The 18,532-nt window shown below is 66.3% G+C and carries 9 protein-coding genes and 3 rRNA genes; 9 read left to right on the forward strand and 3 right to left on the reverse strand.

Going from position 1 to position 18,532, the window contains the following annotated elements:
• Positions 1 to 60 precede the first annotated feature (60 nt).
• A complete protein-coding gene (locus QUY26_RS34245) occupies positions 61 to 2,418 on the reverse strand; it encodes a glycoside hydrolase family 31 protein (RefSeq protein ID WP_289953600.1) in 2,358 nt (785 codons plus the stop codon).
• A gap of 376 nt (positions 2,419 to 2,794) precedes the next feature.
• On the opposite strand from QUY26_RS34245, the gene QUY26_RS34250 reads away from it, so the two are divergent.
• Positions 2,795 to 4,777 carry an acetoacetate--CoA ligase gene (locus QUY26_RS34250; protein WP_289953601.1) on the forward strand — a complete coding sequence of 661 codons (1,983 nt, stop codon included), beginning with the start codon at positions 2,795 to 2,797 and terminating at the stop codon, positions 4,775 to 4,777.
• A gap of 78 nt (positions 4,778 to 4,855) precedes the next feature.
• A complete protein-coding gene (locus QUY26_RS34255) occupies positions 4,856 to 5,746 on the forward strand; it encodes a hypothetical protein (protein WP_289956277.1) in 891 nt (296 codons plus the stop codon).
• Between the two features lie 103 nt (positions 5,747 to 5,849).
• Here the strand turns inward: QUY26_RS34255 and ptsP are convergent, their stop codons facing one another.
• Together ptsP and QUY26_RS34265 are read right to left on the reverse strand one after the other, a co-directional pair.
• Positions 5,850 to 7,520, reverse strand: coding sequence for a phosphoenolpyruvate--protein phosphotransferase (ptsP, locus tag QUY26_RS34260; RefSeq protein WP_289953602.1), 1,671 nt, complete (start codon positions 7,518 to 7,520; stop codon positions 5,850 to 5,852).
• An 81-nt stretch (positions 7,521 to 7,601) separates the two neighbouring features.
• Positions 7,602 to 8,051, reverse strand: a complete 450-nt coding sequence (locus QUY26_RS34265) for a PTS sugar transporter subunit IIA (protein ID WP_289953603.1) — start codon at positions 8,049 to 8,051, stop codon at positions 7,602 to 7,604.
• 585 nt (positions 8,052 to 8,636) lie between these two features.
• On the opposite strand from QUY26_RS34265, the gene QUY26_RS34270 reads away from it, so the two are divergent.
• The 7 genes from QUY26_RS34270 (at position 8,637) to QUY26_RS34300 (ending at position 18,511) form a co-directional block, all read left to right on the forward strand.
• A 16S ribosomal RNA gene (locus QUY26_RS34270) occupies positions 8,637 to 10,162 on the forward strand.
• A gap of 303 nt (positions 10,163 to 10,465) precedes the next feature.
• A 23S ribosomal RNA gene (locus tag QUY26_RS34275) occupies positions 10,466 to 13,588 on the forward strand.
• 94 nt (positions 13,589 to 13,682) lie between these two features.
• A 5S ribosomal RNA gene (gene rrf, locus QUY26_RS34280) occupies positions 13,683 to 13,799 on the forward strand.
• Together the 16S, 23S and 5S rRNA genes form the textbook arrangement of a ribosomal RNA operon.
• Positions 13,800 to 13,976: 177 nt before the next feature.
• On the forward strand, positions 13,977 to 14,585 hold the full coding sequence (locus QUY26_RS34285) for a CDP-alcohol phosphatidyltransferase family protein (RefSeq protein WP_289953604.1): 609 nt from the start codon (positions 13,977 to 13,979) through the stop codon (positions 14,583 to 14,585).
• Positions 14,586 to 14,697: 112 nt separating this feature from the next.
• Positions 14,698 to 17,193, forward strand: a complete 2,496-nt coding sequence (locus QUY26_RS34290; protein ID WP_289953605.1) for a mannose-1-phosphate guanyltransferase — start codon at positions 14,698 to 14,700, stop codon at positions 17,191 to 17,193.
• 89 nt (positions 17,194 to 17,282) lie between these two features.
• Complete coding sequence (locus tag QUY26_RS34295) at positions 17,283 to 18,182, forward strand: DUF881 domain-containing protein (protein ID WP_289953606.1); 900 nt, start codon at positions 17,283 to 17,285, stop codon at positions 18,180 to 18,182.
• Positions 18,179 to 18,511 carry a small basic family protein gene (locus QUY26_RS34300; RefSeq protein WP_003988855.1) on the forward strand — a complete coding sequence of 111 codons (333 nt, stop codon included), beginning with the start codon at positions 18,179 to 18,181 and terminating at the stop codon, positions 18,509 to 18,511. The genes QUY26_RS34295 and QUY26_RS34300 overlap by 4 nt, the downstream gene beginning before the upstream one ends.
• The last annotated feature ends 21 nt before the right edge of the window (positions 18,512 to 18,532 follow it).

Here is an 18,532-nt window from a genome sequence, read left to right on the forward strand (position 1 = left end):
GCGCGAGGGCACGCGGTACGAGATGGCGTGACACAAGGCGATGCGACACGGGGGCTCGCCTCACACGCCACGCACCCGCACCGCGTACTCCACGGCGGCCCCCGGCTCGCCGCCCTCCTTCTCGACCACGAGCCGCTCCCCGCTCCACCGCACACCGAAGCGCTGGAGCTCGGGCTCCTCCCACCCGTCACCGGCGTCCGCGATCACCAGACCGCTGCCGGAACGCCCCTTCGCGGGTGCCCACACCTCCAGCGCGAGCTGCCCGTCCTCCCCGCGGACCGGCAGCACCGCGCCCGCGCGCGCGAGGACCGGTATGCGGGACAGCGGGGCGTCCAGGAGGGCCTTTCCCGGGCCCTCGTACGCCCTCCCGGTGGACGTGTCGTACCACCGGCCCGGCGGGAGCCGCACGGCCCTGCGGGTGGCCCCCTCCCGCAGCACGGGAGCGACCAGCAGACAGTCCCCGAGAAGGAACGCGTCCTCGCAGTCCCGCAGGGCCCTGTCCTCCGGGGACCCCCACCACAAGGGACGGGCGTACGGCGCACCCGTGAGCCGCGCCAAGTGCGCGAGCGTCACGAAGTACGGCAGCAGCCGTTCGCGCTCGGCGAGGGCCACGCGCGCGTGCTCCAGCACCTCGGGACCGAACTCCCAGGGCTCCCTGCGGCCGGCGTGCAGCGCCGCATGCGTACGGAACAGCGGCAGATACGCCCCGAGTTGGAACCACCGCAGATACAGCTCGGGCGACGGACTGCCGTCGAAACCACCGACATCGGGGCCCGAGTACGGCACACCGCACAGGCCGAGCCCCAGCACCAGCGCGAGCGAGGCCCGCAACCCCGGCCAGGTGCTGGCCACGTCGCCCGACCACGTCCCTCCGTAGCGCTGCATTCCGGCCCAGCCGGAGCGGGAGAACAGGAACGGCCGCTCCCCGGGACGCAGCTCGCGCAGGCCCTCGTAGCCCGCGCGGGCCATCACCAGGGCGTACACGTTGTGTGCCTCCTGGTGGTCGCCACCGCGGCCCTCCAGCGCGTGCCGGGCGGAGCGGGGGAGCGTGGTCTCCCCGAAGGAGGCGAACGACACCGGCTCGTTCATGTCGTGCCAGAACCCCGAGAACCCCTGCGCGAGACGCTCGTCGTACAGACCGCCCCACCACTTGCGCACCCGCCCGGCCGTGAAGTCCGGGAACACCGCCTCGCCGGGCCACACCAAGCCCCGTACGGTGCGCCCCGCCGTGTCCCGCACGAACGCGTCCGCGGCCGCCCCGCCGTCGTACACCGCGTTGCCCGGACCGGCCTTCACCGCCGGGTCCACGATCGACACCAGCCGGATCCCGGCGCCGCGCAGCTCAGCGGCCAGCTTCGGCAGCGACGGGAAGCGCTCCTTGTCGACCGTGAACACCTGGTGGGCGTCGAAGTGGTCGATGTCCAAGTGCACCGCGTCCAGGGGAAGTCCGCGCTCCTGGTAGCCCGCGACGATCCGCCGCACCTCCTGCTCACTGCCGAAGCCCCACCGGGCGTGATGGTGACCGAGCGCCCACGCCGGCGGCACCGCAGGCGCACCGGTGAGCGCCGCCCAGGAGTGGAGCACGCGCGCGGGGGTGCCCACCACGACCCAGCAGCGCAGCGGACCGCCGTCCATGCGGACCTCGCACGACCCCGCCCTGTCGTGCCCGGAACCGGCTCCCTCCTCGCCCTCGCGCACGGTCACCGAGCCGTCCCAGGTGTTGTCGTGGAAGACCAGATGGGTCCCCACGTCGGCGACCACCCACTGCACCGGCATCGTGATGTACAGGGGATCGTCCCCTGGTTCGAAGGAACCCCCGGGATCGGTGTTCCACAGCCGGTACGTCCCGTCCCGCAGGCGTGGCCCGGCCGCCCGGCCGCCGAGGCCGAAGAACCGCGCGTCCGGGGCCACCTCCGACCGCTGCACCCAGCGGGCGGTCCCGCCACCCACCGGCTCCCACCAGCGCGGCGGGAGATCACGCCGCAGCATCACCCCGCCGGGAGTGTGCAGCTCCACCGCGCCGTGCCGTGAGACGACCACGGTGGCCCGCTCCGAGACCACCCGCCAGCCACCCGCCTTGTCGGGCTCCAGCACCGCCCGCGGATCCGCCTCGGGACTGCCTCCCGCCAAGGCGTACGACGGGTCGGGCTCGGCCCCGTCCCAGCCCCAGAACACCGCCCCGCCCAAGGTCACCCGCACCCGCAGCTCGGACCGCGCGAACCGCACCACACCACCGCCGGGGCCGGGCTCCACCAGGGTCACGGGACCGGGCGTCCGGGCCCGCTCGGCGCCGCGGGCCGGCAGCCCCGTCGCGTCGGTCCGCAACCGTCGCCACGCCGAGCGCACCATGCGCAACCTCTGGGCCGTGTCGGACAGGCCGACCGCCTTCACCGAACGCACCAGGTCACGACCGTTCATGCTGCTCACCCTGCCATCGAAGACCCAGCAGGAGTACCGCGTTCAACTGCCGTTCATCCCGAGCGCCGACCAGCGTTACCAACCCTCTCCGCAAGCACACGGCGAAGCCCCTCCGGAAACAGCGCACACGGCGGCCCCAGGGCCCACCACCACGCCTCTCCATGGGCGAGCCACCACGGGTCTCCGTAGGCGCATCACCACGCTTCTCCGAAGACGCCGTAGTACGGCGCCACACACAGACACCGACGCCTCTGTGCGAGGACACCCTGGTGTGGAAGTCGATCACGTGGCATCGTCCCTGTCAGCCGTGTCACGCGCACACCCAGCTCGTGCGCACGACAGCCGCCCACGACGCGCACAGCCCAGGAGCAGCCCCATGTCCTCAGCGAACCCCTCGCCGCTCTGGCAGCCGGACCAGCAGCGGATCGCCGGCGCGCAGGTCACGCGCTTCCAGGCATGGGCGGCCGAGCACCACGGAGCGCCCGCAGCGGGCGGATACGAGGCCTTGCACCGCTGGTCCGTGGACGAGCTCGAGACCTTCTGGAAAGCCGTCACCGAATGGTTCGACGTGCGCTTCTCCACGCCCTGCACGCGCGTGCTCGGCGACCGCTCCATGCCGGGCGCCGAGTGGTTCCCGGGCGCCACCGTCAACTACGCCGAGCACGCCCTGCGCGCCGGCGAGGACCCCGCGCGCGCCGATACCCCGGCCATCCTGCACGTCGACGAGTCGCACGGCCCGACGCCGCTCACCTGGTCCGAACTGCGCCGCCAAGTGGGCTCCCTGGCCGCCGAGCTGCGCGGCCTCGGGGTGCGCCCCGGAGACCGAGTCAGTGGCTATGTGCCGAACATCCCCGAGGCCGTCGTCGCCCTCCTGGCCACCGCCGCCGTCGGCGCCGTCTGGACCTCCTGCGCGCCCGACTTCGGCGCCCGCAGCGTCCTCGACCGCTTCCAGCAGGTGGAACCGGTCGTGCTCTTCACCGTCGACGGCTACCGCTACGGCGGCAAGGAGCACGACCGCCGCGACACCGTCGCCGAACTGCGCCGCGAACTGCCCACCGTGCGTGCGGTCGTACACATCCCCCAGCTCGGCACCGCGGCCCCCGAAGGCGCCCTGGAATGGTCGGCGCTCACCGCGGCGGACACGACCCCCGTCTTCGAAGCCGTGCCGTTCGACCACCCCCTGTGGGTGCTCTACTCCTCGGGCACGACCGGTCTGCCCAAGGCGATCGTGCAGTCCCAGGGCGGCATCCTCGTCGAGCACCTCAAGCAGGTCGGTCTGCACTGCGACCTCGGCCCCGACGACCGGTTCTTCTGGTACACGTCCACGGGCTGGATGATGTGGAACTTCCTTGTCTCCGGCCTGCTCACGGGCACGACGATCGTCCTGTACGACGGCAGCCCCGGCTATCCCGACACGGCCGCCCAGTGGCGGGTGGCCGAGCGCACCGGAGCGACGCTCTTCGGGACGTCGGCCTCGTACGTCATGGCGTGCCGCAAGGCCGACGTGCACCCCGCGCGTGACTTCGACCTCTCACGCGTGCAGTGCGTCGCCACCACCGGCTCACCCCTGCCGCCCGACGGATTCCGCTGGCTGCACGACGAGTTCGCCGACGCCTCCGGAGAGGTGTGGATCGCCTCCGTCAGCGGAGGCACCGACGTCTGCTCCTGCTTCGCCGGCGCCGTGCCGACCCTGCCCGTCCACATCGGCGAACTCCAGGCCCCCTGCCTGGGCACCGACCTGCAGTCCTGGGACCCTCAGGGCAAGCCACTCGTCGACGAGGTCGGCGAGCTCGTCGTCACCAACCCCATGCCGTCCATGCCGATCCACTTCTGGAACGACCCCGACGGCAGCCGCTACCACGACAGCTACTTCGACACCTACCCCGGCGTGTGGCGCCACGGCGACTGGATCACTCTCACGTCACGCGGCTCCGTCGTCATCCACGGCCGCTCCGACTCGACGCTCAACCGCCAGGGCGTCCGCATGGGTTCGGCCGACATCTACGAAGCCGTCGAACGGCTCCCGGAAATCCGCGAATCCCTGGTCATCGGCGTCGAACAGCCCGACGGCGGTTACTGGATGCCCCTGTTCATCCACCTCGCCCCTGGCGCGACGCTCGACGACGACCTGCGCGCCCGCATCAAGCAGACCATCCGCGCCCAGCTCTCGCCGCGCCACGTCCCGGACGAGGTCATCGAGGTCCCCGGCATCCCGCACACCCTCACGGGCAAGCGCATCGAGGTCCCGGTCAAGCGCCTCCTCCAAGGCACCCCCCTCGGCAAAGCGGTCAACGCGGGCTCCGTCGACAACATCGAGCTCCTCCGCTTCTACGAGCAGCTGGCCCGCGAACGGAGCTGACCACCGCCTCTCAGCGGTCACTGTCAGTGCCTACCGTTACGGTGAGTGAGCATTGATCGACTGACCGCAGGGGGAGTCATGGGGCACAACCAGCACGACACGATGCGACGCGTCCTGCGCCGCGAAGTCGCCGGCACCATCGGCCTGCTGGCCGACGCCGAGGACTTCGCGGCGATGCGCCGCTATCGCAGCTTCACCTTCGACGACCACGTGACGTATCTGCAGCAGGTGGAGGCACTGCTCAAGGCCCTGTCCGCCCAGGGCAGGCTGACGAGCGTCGCCCTCTTCGACCCGGAGGCGTACGACGAGTTCTGCGCGGAGACGGGCCTGGACCCGGACACCTCCGCGAGCCGCACCCGCTTCACCGCCGAACTGGCGGCCATGGGACCGACGATGCCGTACGAGGGCCAGGCCCTGGCAGACATCGTCCCCGACCTCGTCGACGAGACCGTTCGACAGGGCACGTGGGAGTACGGGACCATGCTCCTCGCCCGTATCGGCGCGTGCGCGGAGTGCGGCGTCGACATCGGACGCGCCGCCTTCGCCCGCGCCTCCGACCTGCTCATGCGCGCGATCAGCAGCGGCGGTCCGGTCGCCCGCCACCTCGTGTGCAGCGTCCCGTGCGAGGGCCAGACCCTCCTCGCCGCACTGCACGTCGAGTGCGACGACGGCGCTCCACGCCTGGACGAGACGGAAGCCCTGGAGTTCACCACGGTCCTCGCGGTGGGCATCGCCACCGCGAGCGCGGGCGGCCTGGTGATGCGCACCCACGACGGCACCCGTGACCGCGTCCAGGGCTGGCGCCTGGAGGGCGAGCGCCTCCACCCGCTCACCTCCGCGGAAGTCTTCGACGCCTATTGCACGGACGCGCTCTCCGGCGACCTCATCGCCCCCGAGTCCGGCGTCGACTACTGCGCCGCACCCGACCTGGGCGACGACGAGCCCCAAGAAGGGGGACACCACCACTGAGCACGGAAGGGGCGCCCCACCACACGGGTGGAGCGCCCCTTCCACAGAGCCGGACAGACGCGGACAGCCGCCGAGCGGCGACCCCCGCGACGGCCGAAGCCGACTACTCGCCGGACAGCACCGCCTGCGCCGCCTTGCGAGCCTCTTCGGCGCTGTCAGCGGCACGGGCCGCCGCGGCAGCGCGCTCGCACTGCGCCAGCGTGTACTTGGCAAGCGTCGCCCGGACGTAAGGAATCGACGCCGCCCCCATCGACAAGGAGGTGACACCCAGACCGGTCAGGACACAGGCGAGCAGCGGGTCGGACGCGGCCTCGCCGCACACACCGCAGCTCTTGCCCTCGGCCTTGGCCGACTCGGCGGACAGGGCGACGAGGTCGAGCAGCGCGGGCTGCCACGGGTCCTGGAGGCGGGACACCGCACCGACCTGGCGGTCGGCGGCGAAGGTGTACTGCGCGAGGTCGTTGGTGCCGAGCGAAAGGAACTCGACCTCCTGCAGGATCGAGCGAGCCCGCAGCGCGGCGGACGGAATCTCCACCATGGCGCCGAACTTGGCCCGCAGCCCCGCCTCACGGCACGCGTCGGCGAACGCCTTGGCGTCGGCGCGGTCCGCGACCATCGGAGCCATGACCTCGAGGTAGACGGGAAGCCCCTCCGCGGCCTTGGCAAGGGCGGTCAGCTGCGTCCGCAGCACCTCGGGGTGGTCGAGGAGCGAACGCAGACCGCGCACACCGAGCGCCGGGTTCGGCTCGTCGGTCGGCGTCAGGAAGTCGAGCGGCTTGTCCGCGCCGGCGTCGAGCACCCGCACGACGACACGGCCCTCGGGGAAGGCTTCGAGGACCTGACGGTAGGCCGCGACCTGCTTCTCCTCGGTCGGCGCCTTGGTGCTGTCGTCGAGGAAGAGGAACTCCGTACGGAACAGACCGACGCCCTCGGCACCGGCTTCGACCGCCGCGGGTACGTCAGCGGGACCGCCGACGTTCGCGAGGAGCGGCACCTTGTGTCCGTCCGACGTGGCGCCGGGACCCGTCGACGCCGCGAGCGCGGCCTTGCGCGCGGCAGCGGCGGCCTCCAGCTCGGCACGCTTCTCCGCGCTGGGGTCGACGAAGATCTCGCCGGTGCTGCCGTCCACGGCCACGACCGTGCCCTCGGCGAGCTCACCGGCACCGGGCAGCGCGACGACGGCGGGCACACCGAGCGCCCGCGCCAGGATCGCGCTGTGGCTGGTCGGCCCGCCCTCTTCGGTGACGAAGCCGAGCACCAGCGCCGGGTCGAGCAGCGCGGTGTCCGCGGGCGCGAGGTCACGGGCGATGAGCACGTACGGCTCGTCGCTGTCCGGCACGCCCGGCATGGGCACGCCGAGCAGACGCGCGACGATGCGGTTCCGCACGTCGTCGAGGTCCGCGACGCGACCGGCCATGTACTCACCGGCGCCCGCGAGGAGCTCGCGGTAGTGGGAGAACGCGTCGTAGATGCCGCGCTCGGCCGTGCTGCCGACGGCGATGCGTCGGTCCACGTCGGCCATGAGCTCCGGGTCCTGAGCGATCATCGCCTGGGCTTCGAGGACCGCCTGGGCCTCGCCGCCGGCCAGGTTGCCGCGCGCCATCAGGTCGGCGGCCACAGCCTCGACGGCCTTGCGGGCGCGCCCCTGTTCGCGCTCCGCGTCCTCCGCCGGGATCTGCTTCGCCGGCGGCTCGAGAACCGCCGTGCCCATGTGCCGAACCTCGCCGATCGCGACACCGTGGCTCACGCCGACGCCTCGCAGCGTTGTCTCCATTTCACCCGTCTCCGCTAGTGCGACGGGCCCAGCCGTCGCGGTGGTTGTCCTACCTGCCGTCGGTCCCCGACGGCACCGACGTCACTTCCAGCTGAAGAGAGCGTCGCCGGCCTTCACGTCGCCGGCCTCGACAACGCCGTCCAGGGACTCGTTCGTCGCCTCGAGCGCCACGATGGGGCAGATGGGGGACTTGCCGGCGGCCTCGACGGCGGCCGGGTCCCAGCGCACCACGGTCTGACCGCGCTGCACCGTGTCCCCCTTGTTGACGAGGAGCTCGAAGCCCTCACCGTTGAGCTGCACGGTGTCGATACCCAGGTGCGTCAGCACGCCATGACCCTGGTCGTCGACGACGACGAAGGCGTGCGGGTGAAGAGATACGACGATGCCGTCAACGGGAGCGACGGCCTCGGAGGGCTCGCGAACCGGGTCGATGGCCGTGCCGGGGCCGACCATCGCGCCAGAGAAGACGGGGTCGGGTACCGCGGCGAGTCCGATGGCGCGTCCAGCAAGCGGGGACGAAACGCTGGTCATGGCAAGCCTCCCAGGGGGTGGAGAATCGTTACCGCCGTCACTACCTGTCCTGGACGACGCACTGTTCAGAAGGGTAAGTCATAGGAAGTCCCGGTTCCGCATGAGAGGTCCCGGTTGGCAGGTGTAGAAGCACTGCACAAACGATTTGCGCCGACCCGAACGCCGTTGTAGAGTCGGACTCCTGCCCAGCGCCGAGCGATGCACACAGCGTCGCGGCCAGGCAGAAACTATCGAGTCGGATCCTATCTTGGGGTTTGGTTCTGCATGCCCACAGAGCATCGTGGTCAGAGAGCCGAAAATGACCTGATAGAGTTTGGAAACACCGAAGGGAAGCGCCCGGAGGAAAGCCCGCGAGGGTGAGTACGAAGGAAGCGTCCGTTCCTTGAGAACTCAACAGCGTGCCAAAAGTCAACGCCAGATATGTTGATGCCCCGTCTACTGGACGTCAGTCCGGTGGCGAGGTTCCTTTGAAGAAGTCCTGTGCGGCATGGTCCGTGCAGGCGCACAGCGAGGACGCTGTGAACCGGGGGATTATTCCTCTCCTGGTTCCGCTCTCGTGTGTGTCGCCGGGATATCCCGGAAGCATTCACGGAGAGTTTGATCCTGGCTCAGGACGAACGCTGGCGGCGTGCTTAACACATGCAAGTCGAACGATGAAGCCCTTCGGGGTGGATTAGTGGCGAACGGGTGAGTAACACGTGGGCAATCTGCCCTGCACTCTGGGACAAGCCCTGGAAACGGGGTCTAATACCGGATAACACCTTCTCTCGCATGGGAGGGGGTTGAAAGCTCCGGCGGTGCAGGATGAGCCCGCGGCCTATCAGCTTGTTGGTGAGGTAGTGGCTCACCAAGGCGACGACGGGTAGCCGGCCTGAGAGGGCGACCGGCCACACTGGGACTGAGACACGGCCCAGACTCCTACGGGAGGCAGCAGTGGGGAATATTGCACAATGGGCGAAAGCCTGATGCAGCGACGCCGCGTGAGGGATGACGGCCTTCGGGTTGTAAACCTCTTTCAGCAGGGAAGAAGCGCAAGTGACGGTACCTGCAGAAGAAGCGCCGGCTAACTACGTGCCAGCAGCCGCGGTAATACGTAGGGCGCAAGCGTTGTCCGGAATTATTGGGCGTAAAGAGCTCGTAGGCGGCTTGTCACGTCGGTTGTGAAAGCCCGGGGCTTAACCCCGGGTCTGCAGTCGATACGGGCAGGCTAGAGTTCGGTAGGGGAGATCGGAATTCCTGGTGTAGCGGTGAAATGCGCAGATATCAGGAGGAACACCGGTGGCGAAGGCGGATCTCTGGGCCGATACTGACGCTGAGGAGCGAAAGCGTGGGGAGCGAACAGGATTAGATACCCTGGTAGTCCACGCCGTAAACGGTGGGCACTAGGTGTGGGCAACATTCCACGTTGTCCGTGCCGCAGCTAACGCATTAAGTGCCCCGCCTGGGGAGTACGGCCGCAAGGCTAAAACTCAAAGGAATTGACGGGGGCCCGCACAAGCGGCGGAGCATGTGGCTTAATTCGACGCAACGCGAAGAACCTTACCAAGGCTTGACATACACCGGAAACGGCCAGAGATGGTCGCCCCCTTGTGGTCGGTGTACAGGTGGTGCATGGCTGTCGTCAGCTCGTGTCGTGAGATGTTGGGTTAAGTCCCGCAACGAGCGCAACCCTTGTCCCGTGTTGCCAGCAAGCCCTTCGGGGTGTTGGGGACTCACGGGAGACCGCCGGGGTCAACTCGGAGGAAGGTGGGGACGACGTCAAGTCATCATGCCCCTTATGTCTTGGGCTGCACACGTGCTACAATGGCCGGTACAATGAGCTGCGATACCGCGAGGTGGAGCGAATCTCAAAAAGCCGGTCTCAGTTCGGATTGGGGTCTGCAACTCGACCCCATGAAGTCGGAGTCGCTAGTAATCGCAGATCAGCATTGCTGCGGTGAATACGTTCCCGGGCCTTGTACACACCGCCCGTCACGTCACGAAAGTCGGTAACACCCGAAGCCGGTGGCCCAACCCCTTGTGGGAGGGAGCTGTCGAAGGTGGGACTGGCGATTGGGACGAAGTCGTAACAAGGTAGCCGTACCGGAAGGTGCGGCTGGATCACCTCCTTTCTAAGGAGCACTTCTTACCGAGTTCGCTCGGTCAGAGGCCAGTACATCAGCGAATGTCTGATGCTGGTTGCTCATGGGTGGAACGTTGACTACTCGGCACAGATGATTCGGTGGGTTCGCTAGTACTGCTTCGGCGTGGAACGTGAACATCAGCAATCGACTGTGTCGGGCACGCTGTTGGGTGTCTGAGGGTACGGACTTGTTCCTGACCTCAATGCCGACCCCAGTGAAGGTTCGTTTCGGCGGGCTGTGATGGGTGGTTGGTCGTTGTTTGAGAACTGCACAGTGGACGCGAGCATCTGTGGCCAAGTTTTTAAGGGCGCACGGTGGATGCCTTGGCACCAGGAACCGATGAAGGACGTGGGAGGCCACGATAGTCCCCGGGGAGTCGTCAACCAGGCTTTGATCCGGGGGTTTCCGAATGGGGAAACCCGGCAGTCGTCATGGGCTGTCACCCGCTGCTGAACACATAGGCAGTGTGGAGGGAACGCGGGGAAGTGAAACATCTCAGTACCCGCAGGAAGAGAAAACAACCGTGATTCCGGGAGTAGTGGCGAGCGAAACTGGATGAGGCCAAACCGTATGCGTGTGAGACCCGGCAGGGGTTGCGTATACGGGGTTGTGGGATCTCTCTTCTGTTGTCTGCCGGCGACAGGACGAGTCAGAAACCGTTGATGTAGGCGAAGGACATGCGAAAGGTCCGGCGTAGAGGGTAAGACCCCCGTAGTCGAAACGTCAGCGGCTCGTTTGAGAGACACCCAAGTAGCACGGGGCCCGAGAAATCCCGTGTGAATCTGGCGGGACCACCCGTTAAGCCTAAATATTCCCTGGTGACCGATAGCGGATAGTACCGTGAGGGAATGGTGAAAAGTACCGCGGGAGCGGAGTGAAATAGTACCTGAAACCGTGTGCCTACAAGCCGTGGGAGCGTCGCGCGGGGAACTTGTTCCTTGCGTCGTGACTGCGTGCCTTTTGAAGAATGAGCCTGCGAGTTTGCGGTGTGTTGCGAGGTTAACCCGTGTGGGGAAGCCGTAGCGAAAGCGAGTCCGAATAGGGCGGTTTAGTAGCGCGCTCAAGACCCGAAGCGGAGTGATCTAGCCATGGGCAGGCTGAAGCGGAGGTAAGACTTCGTGGAGGGCCGAACCCACCAGGGTTGAAAACCTGGGGGATGACCTGTGGTTAGGGGTGAAAGGCCAATCAAACTCCGTGATAGCTGGTTCTCCCCGAAATGCATTTAGGTGCAGCGTCGTGTGTTTCTTGCCGGAGGTAGAGCACTGGATAGGCGATGGGCCCTACCGGGTTACTGACCTTAGCCAAACTCCGAATGCCGGTAAGTGAGAGCGCGGCAGTGAGACTGTGGGGGATAAGCTCCATGGTCGAGAGGGAAACAGCCCAGAGCATCGACTAAGGCCCCTAAGCGTACGCTAAGTGGGAAAGGATGTGGAGTCGCAGAGACAACCAGGAGGTTGGCTTAGAAGCAGCCACCCTTGAAAGAGTGCGTAATAGCTCACTGGTCTAGTGATTCCGCGCCGACAATGTAGCGGGGCTCAAGCGTACCGCCGAAGTCGTGTCAATCCAGCATGAGGGCCAACGCCCGCTGGGTTGGGTAGGGGAGCGTCGTGTGCCGGGTGAAGCTGCCGCGTAAGCGAGTGGTGGACGGTTCACGAGTGAGAATGCAGGCATGAGTAGCGATACATACGTGAGAAACGTGTGCGCCGATTGACTAAGGGTTCCTGGGTCAAGCTGATCTGCCCAGGGTAAGTCGGGACCTAAGGCGAGGCCGACAGGCGTAGTCGATGGATAACCGGTTGATATTCCGGTACCCGCTGTGAAGCGTCAAACATCGAATCCAGTGATGCTAAGGCCGTGAAGCCGCCCTGGAGCCTTCGGGCGAAGGGGAGTGGTGGAGCCGCTGACCCGATCTGGTAGTAGGTGAGTGATGGGGTGACGCAGGAAGGTAGTCCAGCCCGGGCGGTGGTTGTCCCGGGGTAAGGGTGTAGCCCGAGCGATAGGCAAATCCGTCGTTCTTGTGGGTGAGACCTGATGCCGAGCCGATTGTGGTGAAGTGGATGATCCTATGCTGTCGAGAAAAGCCTCTAGCGAGTTTCATGGCGGCCCGTACCCTAAACCGACTCAGGTGGTCAGGTAGAGAATACCGAGGCGTTCGGGTGAACTATGGTTAAGGAACTCGGCAAAATGCCCCCGTAACTTCGGGAGAAGGGGGGCCATTTCTGGTGATGACACTTGCTGTCTGAGCTGGGGGTGGCCGCAGAGACCAGCGAGAAGCGACTGTTTACTAAAAACACAGGTCCGTGCGAAGCCGTAAGGCGATGTATACGGACTGACGCCTGCCCGGTGCTGGAACGTTAAGGGGACCGGTTAGTCACTCTTCGGGGTGGCGAAGCTGAGAACTTAAGCGCCAGTAAACGGCGGTGGTAACTATAACCATCCTAAGGTAGCGAAATTCCTTGTCGGGTAAGTTCCGACCTGCACGAATGGCGTAACGACTTCTCGACTGTCTCAACCATAGGCCCGGTGAAATTGCACTACGAGTAAAGATGCTCGTTTCGCGCAGCAGGACGGAAAGACCCCGGGACCTTTACTACAGTTTGATATTGGTGTTCGGTTCGGCTTGTGTAGGATAGGTGGGAGACTGTGAAGCGGGCACGCCAGTGTTCGTGGAGTCGTCGTTGAAATACCACTCTGGTCGTGCTGGATGTCTAACCTGGGTCCGTGATCCGGATCAGGGACAGTGTCTGATGGGTAGTTTAACTGGGGCGGTTGCCTCCCAAAGGGTAACGGAGGCGCCCAAAGGTTCCCTCAGCCTGGTTGGTAATCAGGTGTTGAGTGTAAGTGCACAAGGGAGCTTGACTGTGAGACTGACGGGTCGAGCAGGGACGAAAGTCGGGACTAGTGATCCGGCGGTGGCTTGTGGAAGCGCCGTCGCTCAACGGATAAAAGGTACCCCGGGGATAACAGGCTGATCTTCCCCAAGAGTCCATATCGACGGGATGGTTTGGCACCTCGATGTCGGCTCGTCGCATCCTGGGGCTGGAGTCGGTCCCAAGGGTTGGGCTGTTCGCCCATTAAAGCGGTACGCGAGCTGGGTTTAGAACGTCGTGAGACAGTTCGGTCCCTATCCGCTGTGCGCGTAGGAGTCTTGAGAAGGGCTGTCCCTAGTACGAGAGGACCGGGACGGACGAACCTCTGGTGTGCCAGTTGTTCTGCCAAGGGCATGGCTGGTTGGCTACGTTCGGAAAGGATAACCGCTGAAAGCATCTAAGCGGGAAGCCTGCTTCGAGATGAGGACTCCCACCTCCTTTGAGGGGTTAAGGCTCCCAGTAGACGACTGGGTTGATAGGCCAGATATGGAAGCCCTGTGAGGGGTGGAGTTGACTGGTACTAATAGGCCGAGGGCTTGTCCTCAGTTGCTCGCGTCCACTGTGTTGGTTCTGAAACCACGAACAACCCCATGCCATGGTGATGGTGTGGTGCGGTCGTTTGAAAAGTTTCATAGTGTTTCGGTGGTCATAGCGTGAGGGAAACGCCCGGTTACATTCCGAACCCGGAAGCTAAGCCTTACAGCGCCGATGGTACTGCAGGGGGGACCCTGTGGGAGAGTAGGACGCCGCCGAACTTGATTTGATTAAAGCCGTGGTCCCCGGACATAAGTCCGGGGACCACGGCTTTTTTGCTTTTCTGGAATCCTTTCCGGGCTCACCCGGAGCCGCGCCACCCCCTCTGCACAGCCGTCTGACAACTGACGGTAAGGTCAGGGGGCATCATTGGCTCGTTCCCCACAGGAGGCCCCCGGGTGGAGGTCCAGGAGACTCGTGTCCAGACGGACCGGGTCCTCACCATCCCGAACATCCTCAGCATGGCGCGTCTCGTCGGTGTGCCCCTCTTCCTGTGGCTGATCCTCAGGCCGGAGTTCGGCGGGCCGAACAGCGACGGCTGGGCCCTGCTCGTCCTCGCGCTGAGCGGCGTCAGCGACTATCTCGACGGCAAACTGGCGCGGCGATGGAACCAGATCAGCAACCTGGGCCGGCTCCTCGACCCGGCAGCCGACCGGCTGTATATCCTCTCGACGCTCGTCGGCCTCACCTGGCGTGGGATTCTTCCGCTGTGGCTGACCGGACTGCTACTGCTGCGCGAACTGGTTCTGCTGGTGATGGTCTGGATCCTCAGGCGGCACGGCTATCCGCCGCCGCAGGTGAACTTCCTCGGCAAGGCCGCGACCTTCAACCTGATGTACGCTTTTCCGCTGCTGCTGCTCAGTGACGGAAGTGGCTGGATCCATACACTCGCTGCTATTTTCGGATGGGCGTTCGCCGGATGGGGTACAACGCTGTACTGGTGGGCAGGGATCCTCTACGTGGTTCAGGTCCGCCGACTTGTCAAGACGGATGTCATGGCCGATTGAGCCCGTCAAAATGACGGGTGGGGCGGCCGGAAGGCTCGTACCTGAGTGAACGGGCCAATCCTGGCAGGCTGAGTCGGCTAGTTCGTCGTCTATCAAGGAGGACGTTTCCGACATGAAGGCCGTCGTGATGGCCGGGGGCGAAGGCACACGCCTGCGCCCCATGACCTCGAGCATGCCCAAGCCGCTCCTGCCGGTGGCCAACCGGCCGATCATGGAGCATGTGCTGCGCCTGCTGAAGAAGCATGGGCTTACCGAGACCGTAGTGACAGTCCAGTTCCTGGCGTCGCTCGTCAAGAATTACTTCGGCGACGGTGAAGAGCTCGGGATGGAGCTCACCTATGCCAATGAGGAGAAGCCACTCGGCACCGCCGGCAGCGTGAAGAACGCTGAAGAGGCTCTGAAGGACGACGCCTTTGTCGTCATCTCCGGTGACGCTCTGACCGACTTCGACCTCACCGATCTGATCCGCTTCCACAAGGAAAAGGGGGCGCTTGTCACTGTTTGTCTGACACGTGTCCCCAATCCGTTGGAATTCGGCATCACCATCGTCGACGAAGAAGGCAAGGTCGAGCGCTTCCTCGAGAAGCCGACCTGGGGGCAGGTCTTCTCCGACACGGTGAACACGGGCATCTATGTGATGGAGCCCGAGGTCTTCGACTACGTCGAGGCGGATGTCCCGGTCGACTGGTCGGGTGACGTCTTCCCACAGCTCATGAAGGAAGGCAAGCCCATCTACGGCTACATCGCCGAGGGCTACTGGGAGGACGTCGGAACGCACGAGAGCTATGTGAAGGCCCAGGCGGACGTCCTTGAAGGCAAGGTCGACGTCGAACTCGACGGCTTCGAGATCTCGCCCGGCGTATGGGTCGCCGAAGGTGCCGAAGTCCATCCCGACGCCGTACTGCGGGGTCCGCTGTACGTCGGTGACTACGCGAAGATCGAAGCGGACGCCGAGATCCGAGAGCACACCGTCGTCGGTTCGAACGTCGTCGTGAAGAGCGGCGCGTTCCTGCACAAGGCCGTCGTGCACGACAACGTCTACATCGGGCAGCACAGCAATCTGAGAGGCTGTGTCGTCGGGAAGAACACCGACATCATGCGGGCCTCCCGCATCGAGGACGGCGCCGTCATCGGCGACGAATGCCTCGTCGGTGAAGAATCGATCATTCAGGGCAATGTGCGGGTCTACCCGTTCAAGACGATCGAGGCAGGAGCGTTCGTCAACACCTCGGTCATCTGGGAGTCCCGCGGGCAGGCGCATCTCTTCGGAGCCCGAGGTGTCTCCGGCATCCTGAACGTGGAGATCACACCGGAACTCGCCGTGCGGCTCGCCGGCGCATACGCGACGACGCTCAAGAAGGGCTCCACGGTCACGACGGCGCGTGACCACTCGCGTGGCGCGCGGGCCCTGAAGCGGGCTGTGATCTCCGCCCTCCAGGCCAGCGCCATCGACGTACGCGACTTGGAGAACGTACCCCTGCCGGTCGCGCGGCAGCAGACGGCGCGAGGCAGCGCCGGCGGCATCATGATCCGTACGACGACGGGGGTGCCGGACTCCGTCGACATCATGTTCTTCGACGGGCGCGGGGCGGACCTCTCGCAGGCGAGCCAGCGCAAGCTCGACCGGGTGTACGCGCGCCAGGAGTACCGTCGTGCCTTCCCCGGAGAGATCGGTGACCTGCACTTCCCCGCCAGCGTCTTCGACTCCTACACCGGATCGCTGCTGCGCAATGTCGACACGACAGGCATCGCCGAGTCGGAGCTCAAGGTCGTCGTGGACGCGTCCAACGGCAGCGCCGGGCTCGTCCTGCCCAGCCTGCTCGGGAAACTCGGCGTCGACGCGCTGACGATCAACCCGGGGCTCGACGAGTCGCGGCCCACCGAGTCGGCCGACGCGCGCCGGTCCGGTCTGATGCGGCTCGGTGAGATCGTTGCGTCGGCCCGCGCGGCCTTCGGGGTGCGCTTCGACCCCGTGGGCGAACGGCTTTCGCTCGTCGACGAGAAGGGGCGCATCGTCGAGGACGACCGGGCCCTCCTCGTGATGCTGGACCTGGTGGCCGCGGAGCGGCGCAGCGGCCGGGTCGCGCTGCCGGTGACCACGACACGTATCGCCGAGCAGGTCGCTGCGTACCACGGCACCCAGGTGGAGTGGACGACGACGTCACCGGACGATCTGACCCGGGTCGGGCGCGGTGACTCGACGGTCTTCGGAGGAGACGGGCGCGGCGGGTTCATCGTGCCCGAGTTCAGCAGCGTCTTCGACGGCACAGCGGCGTTCGTGCGGCTCATCGGGCTCGTGGCGCGTACGCAGCTCACGCTCAGCCAGATCGACGCCAGGATCCCCCGTGCGCACGTCCTGCGGCGCGACCTCGCCACTCCCTGGGCCGTCAAGGGCCTGGTGATGAGGCGCGTCGTGGAGGCCGCGGGAGAGCGGTCCGTGGACACGACGGACGGAGTCCGGGTCGTGGAGGCCGACGGACGCTGGGTGCTCGTCCTGCCCGACCCGGCCGAAGCCGTCACGCACCTGTGGGCCGAGGGACCCGACGACGCGTCCGCCCAGGCGCTGCTCGACGAGTGGGCCGCGGTGGTGGACAGCGCCGGACGCTGATGGCGCATATGTGCCGGACAGCACCCGTAAGTGGCGCTGTCCGGCACGCCGGTGGGGCCGTTCGGAGGTAGTGCCCGCGACGTGCGACGATGTGCGGCATGCCGCAGCAGCCCCCCGTTCGGAGCACCGTCTCGCGCCCCCGGCGCCCGGACGCCTCCATGTCGCTGCTCACCACTGTCATGGACCACAGCCTGGACGAGGGGTACGCGGAAGCGGCCGCCCGCAAGAGGGAATCCGGCACAGGTGGAGTCCCCAAGACGCTGCGGGCCAAGCTCGGGCTCGCGGTCGGCCTGGTGCTCGCCGCGCTCGTGGTGACCGTGGGTGCGGCGCAGGCGCGGATAGCGGCGCCTGAGCTGGCCAAGGAGCGCTCCGAGCTGATCGAGCGGGTCGAGTCGGCGACCGCGGACGCGGACGAGCTCGAGGACGAGGTCGACGACCTGCGCGGGGACGTGAGCGCGCGCCAGCGGGCCGCGCTGGAGAAACACGGCGGCGGCCGGGCCGAGTTGGTGTCGCTGCTGTCCGGTGCGACGGAAGTGCACGGGCCGGGCGTGAAGCTCGTGGTCGACGACAAGAAGGAAGCCGACCAGGGCGGCGGCGGTCCGCGGGAGAGCTCGGGGTTCTCCGACAACGGCCGGGTGCGCGACCGCGACATGCAGCGGGTCGTCAACGGCCTGTGGGAGTCGGGCGCCGAGGCCATCGCGATCAATGACCAGCGGCTGACCGCGCTGTCGGCGATCAGGGCGGCCGGCGACGCGATACTGGTCGACAACAAGCCGCTGGTGCCGCCGTATACGGTGCTCGCGGTGGGTGACGGGCAGAAGCTGAGCACGAGGTTCCAGAACAGCGTCGACGGCCAGTATCTGCACGGTCTGCAGCAGAACTTCGGCGTCCGGACCAGCATTTCGGCGGTGGAGGACATCCGGCTTCCGGCCGCGCCCAGTGTGACCGTACGAACAGCAGAGCCGAAGGCAGGAAAGGGCACATCGTGATCGCCGTACTGGGCCTCGTCGTGGGAGTCGTGGCCGGATTGTTGGTTCGGCCCGAGGTTCCGGCGGTGGTCGAGCCGTACCTTCCGATCGCCGTGGTGGCCGCGCTCGACGCGGTGTTCGGCGGTCTGCGCGCGATGCTCGACGGCATCTTCGACGACAAGGTCTTCGTGGTGTCGTTCCTGTCGAACGTGGTGGTGGCCGCCCTGATCGTCTTCCTCGGCGACAAGCTGGGCGTGGGCGCGCAGCTGTCCACCGGTGTCGTCGTGGTCCTCGGCATCCGGATCTTCTCCAACGCCGCGGCGATCCGCCGGCACGTCTTCCGGGCGTGACGCCGATGAGTCCCATCGACC

The organism is Streptomyces flavofungini, from assembly GCF_030388665.1.
In the GTDB taxonomy this organism is placed as follows: domain Bacteria; phylum Actinomycetota; class Actinomycetes; order Streptomycetales; family Streptomycetaceae; genus Streptomyces; species Streptomyces flavofungini_A.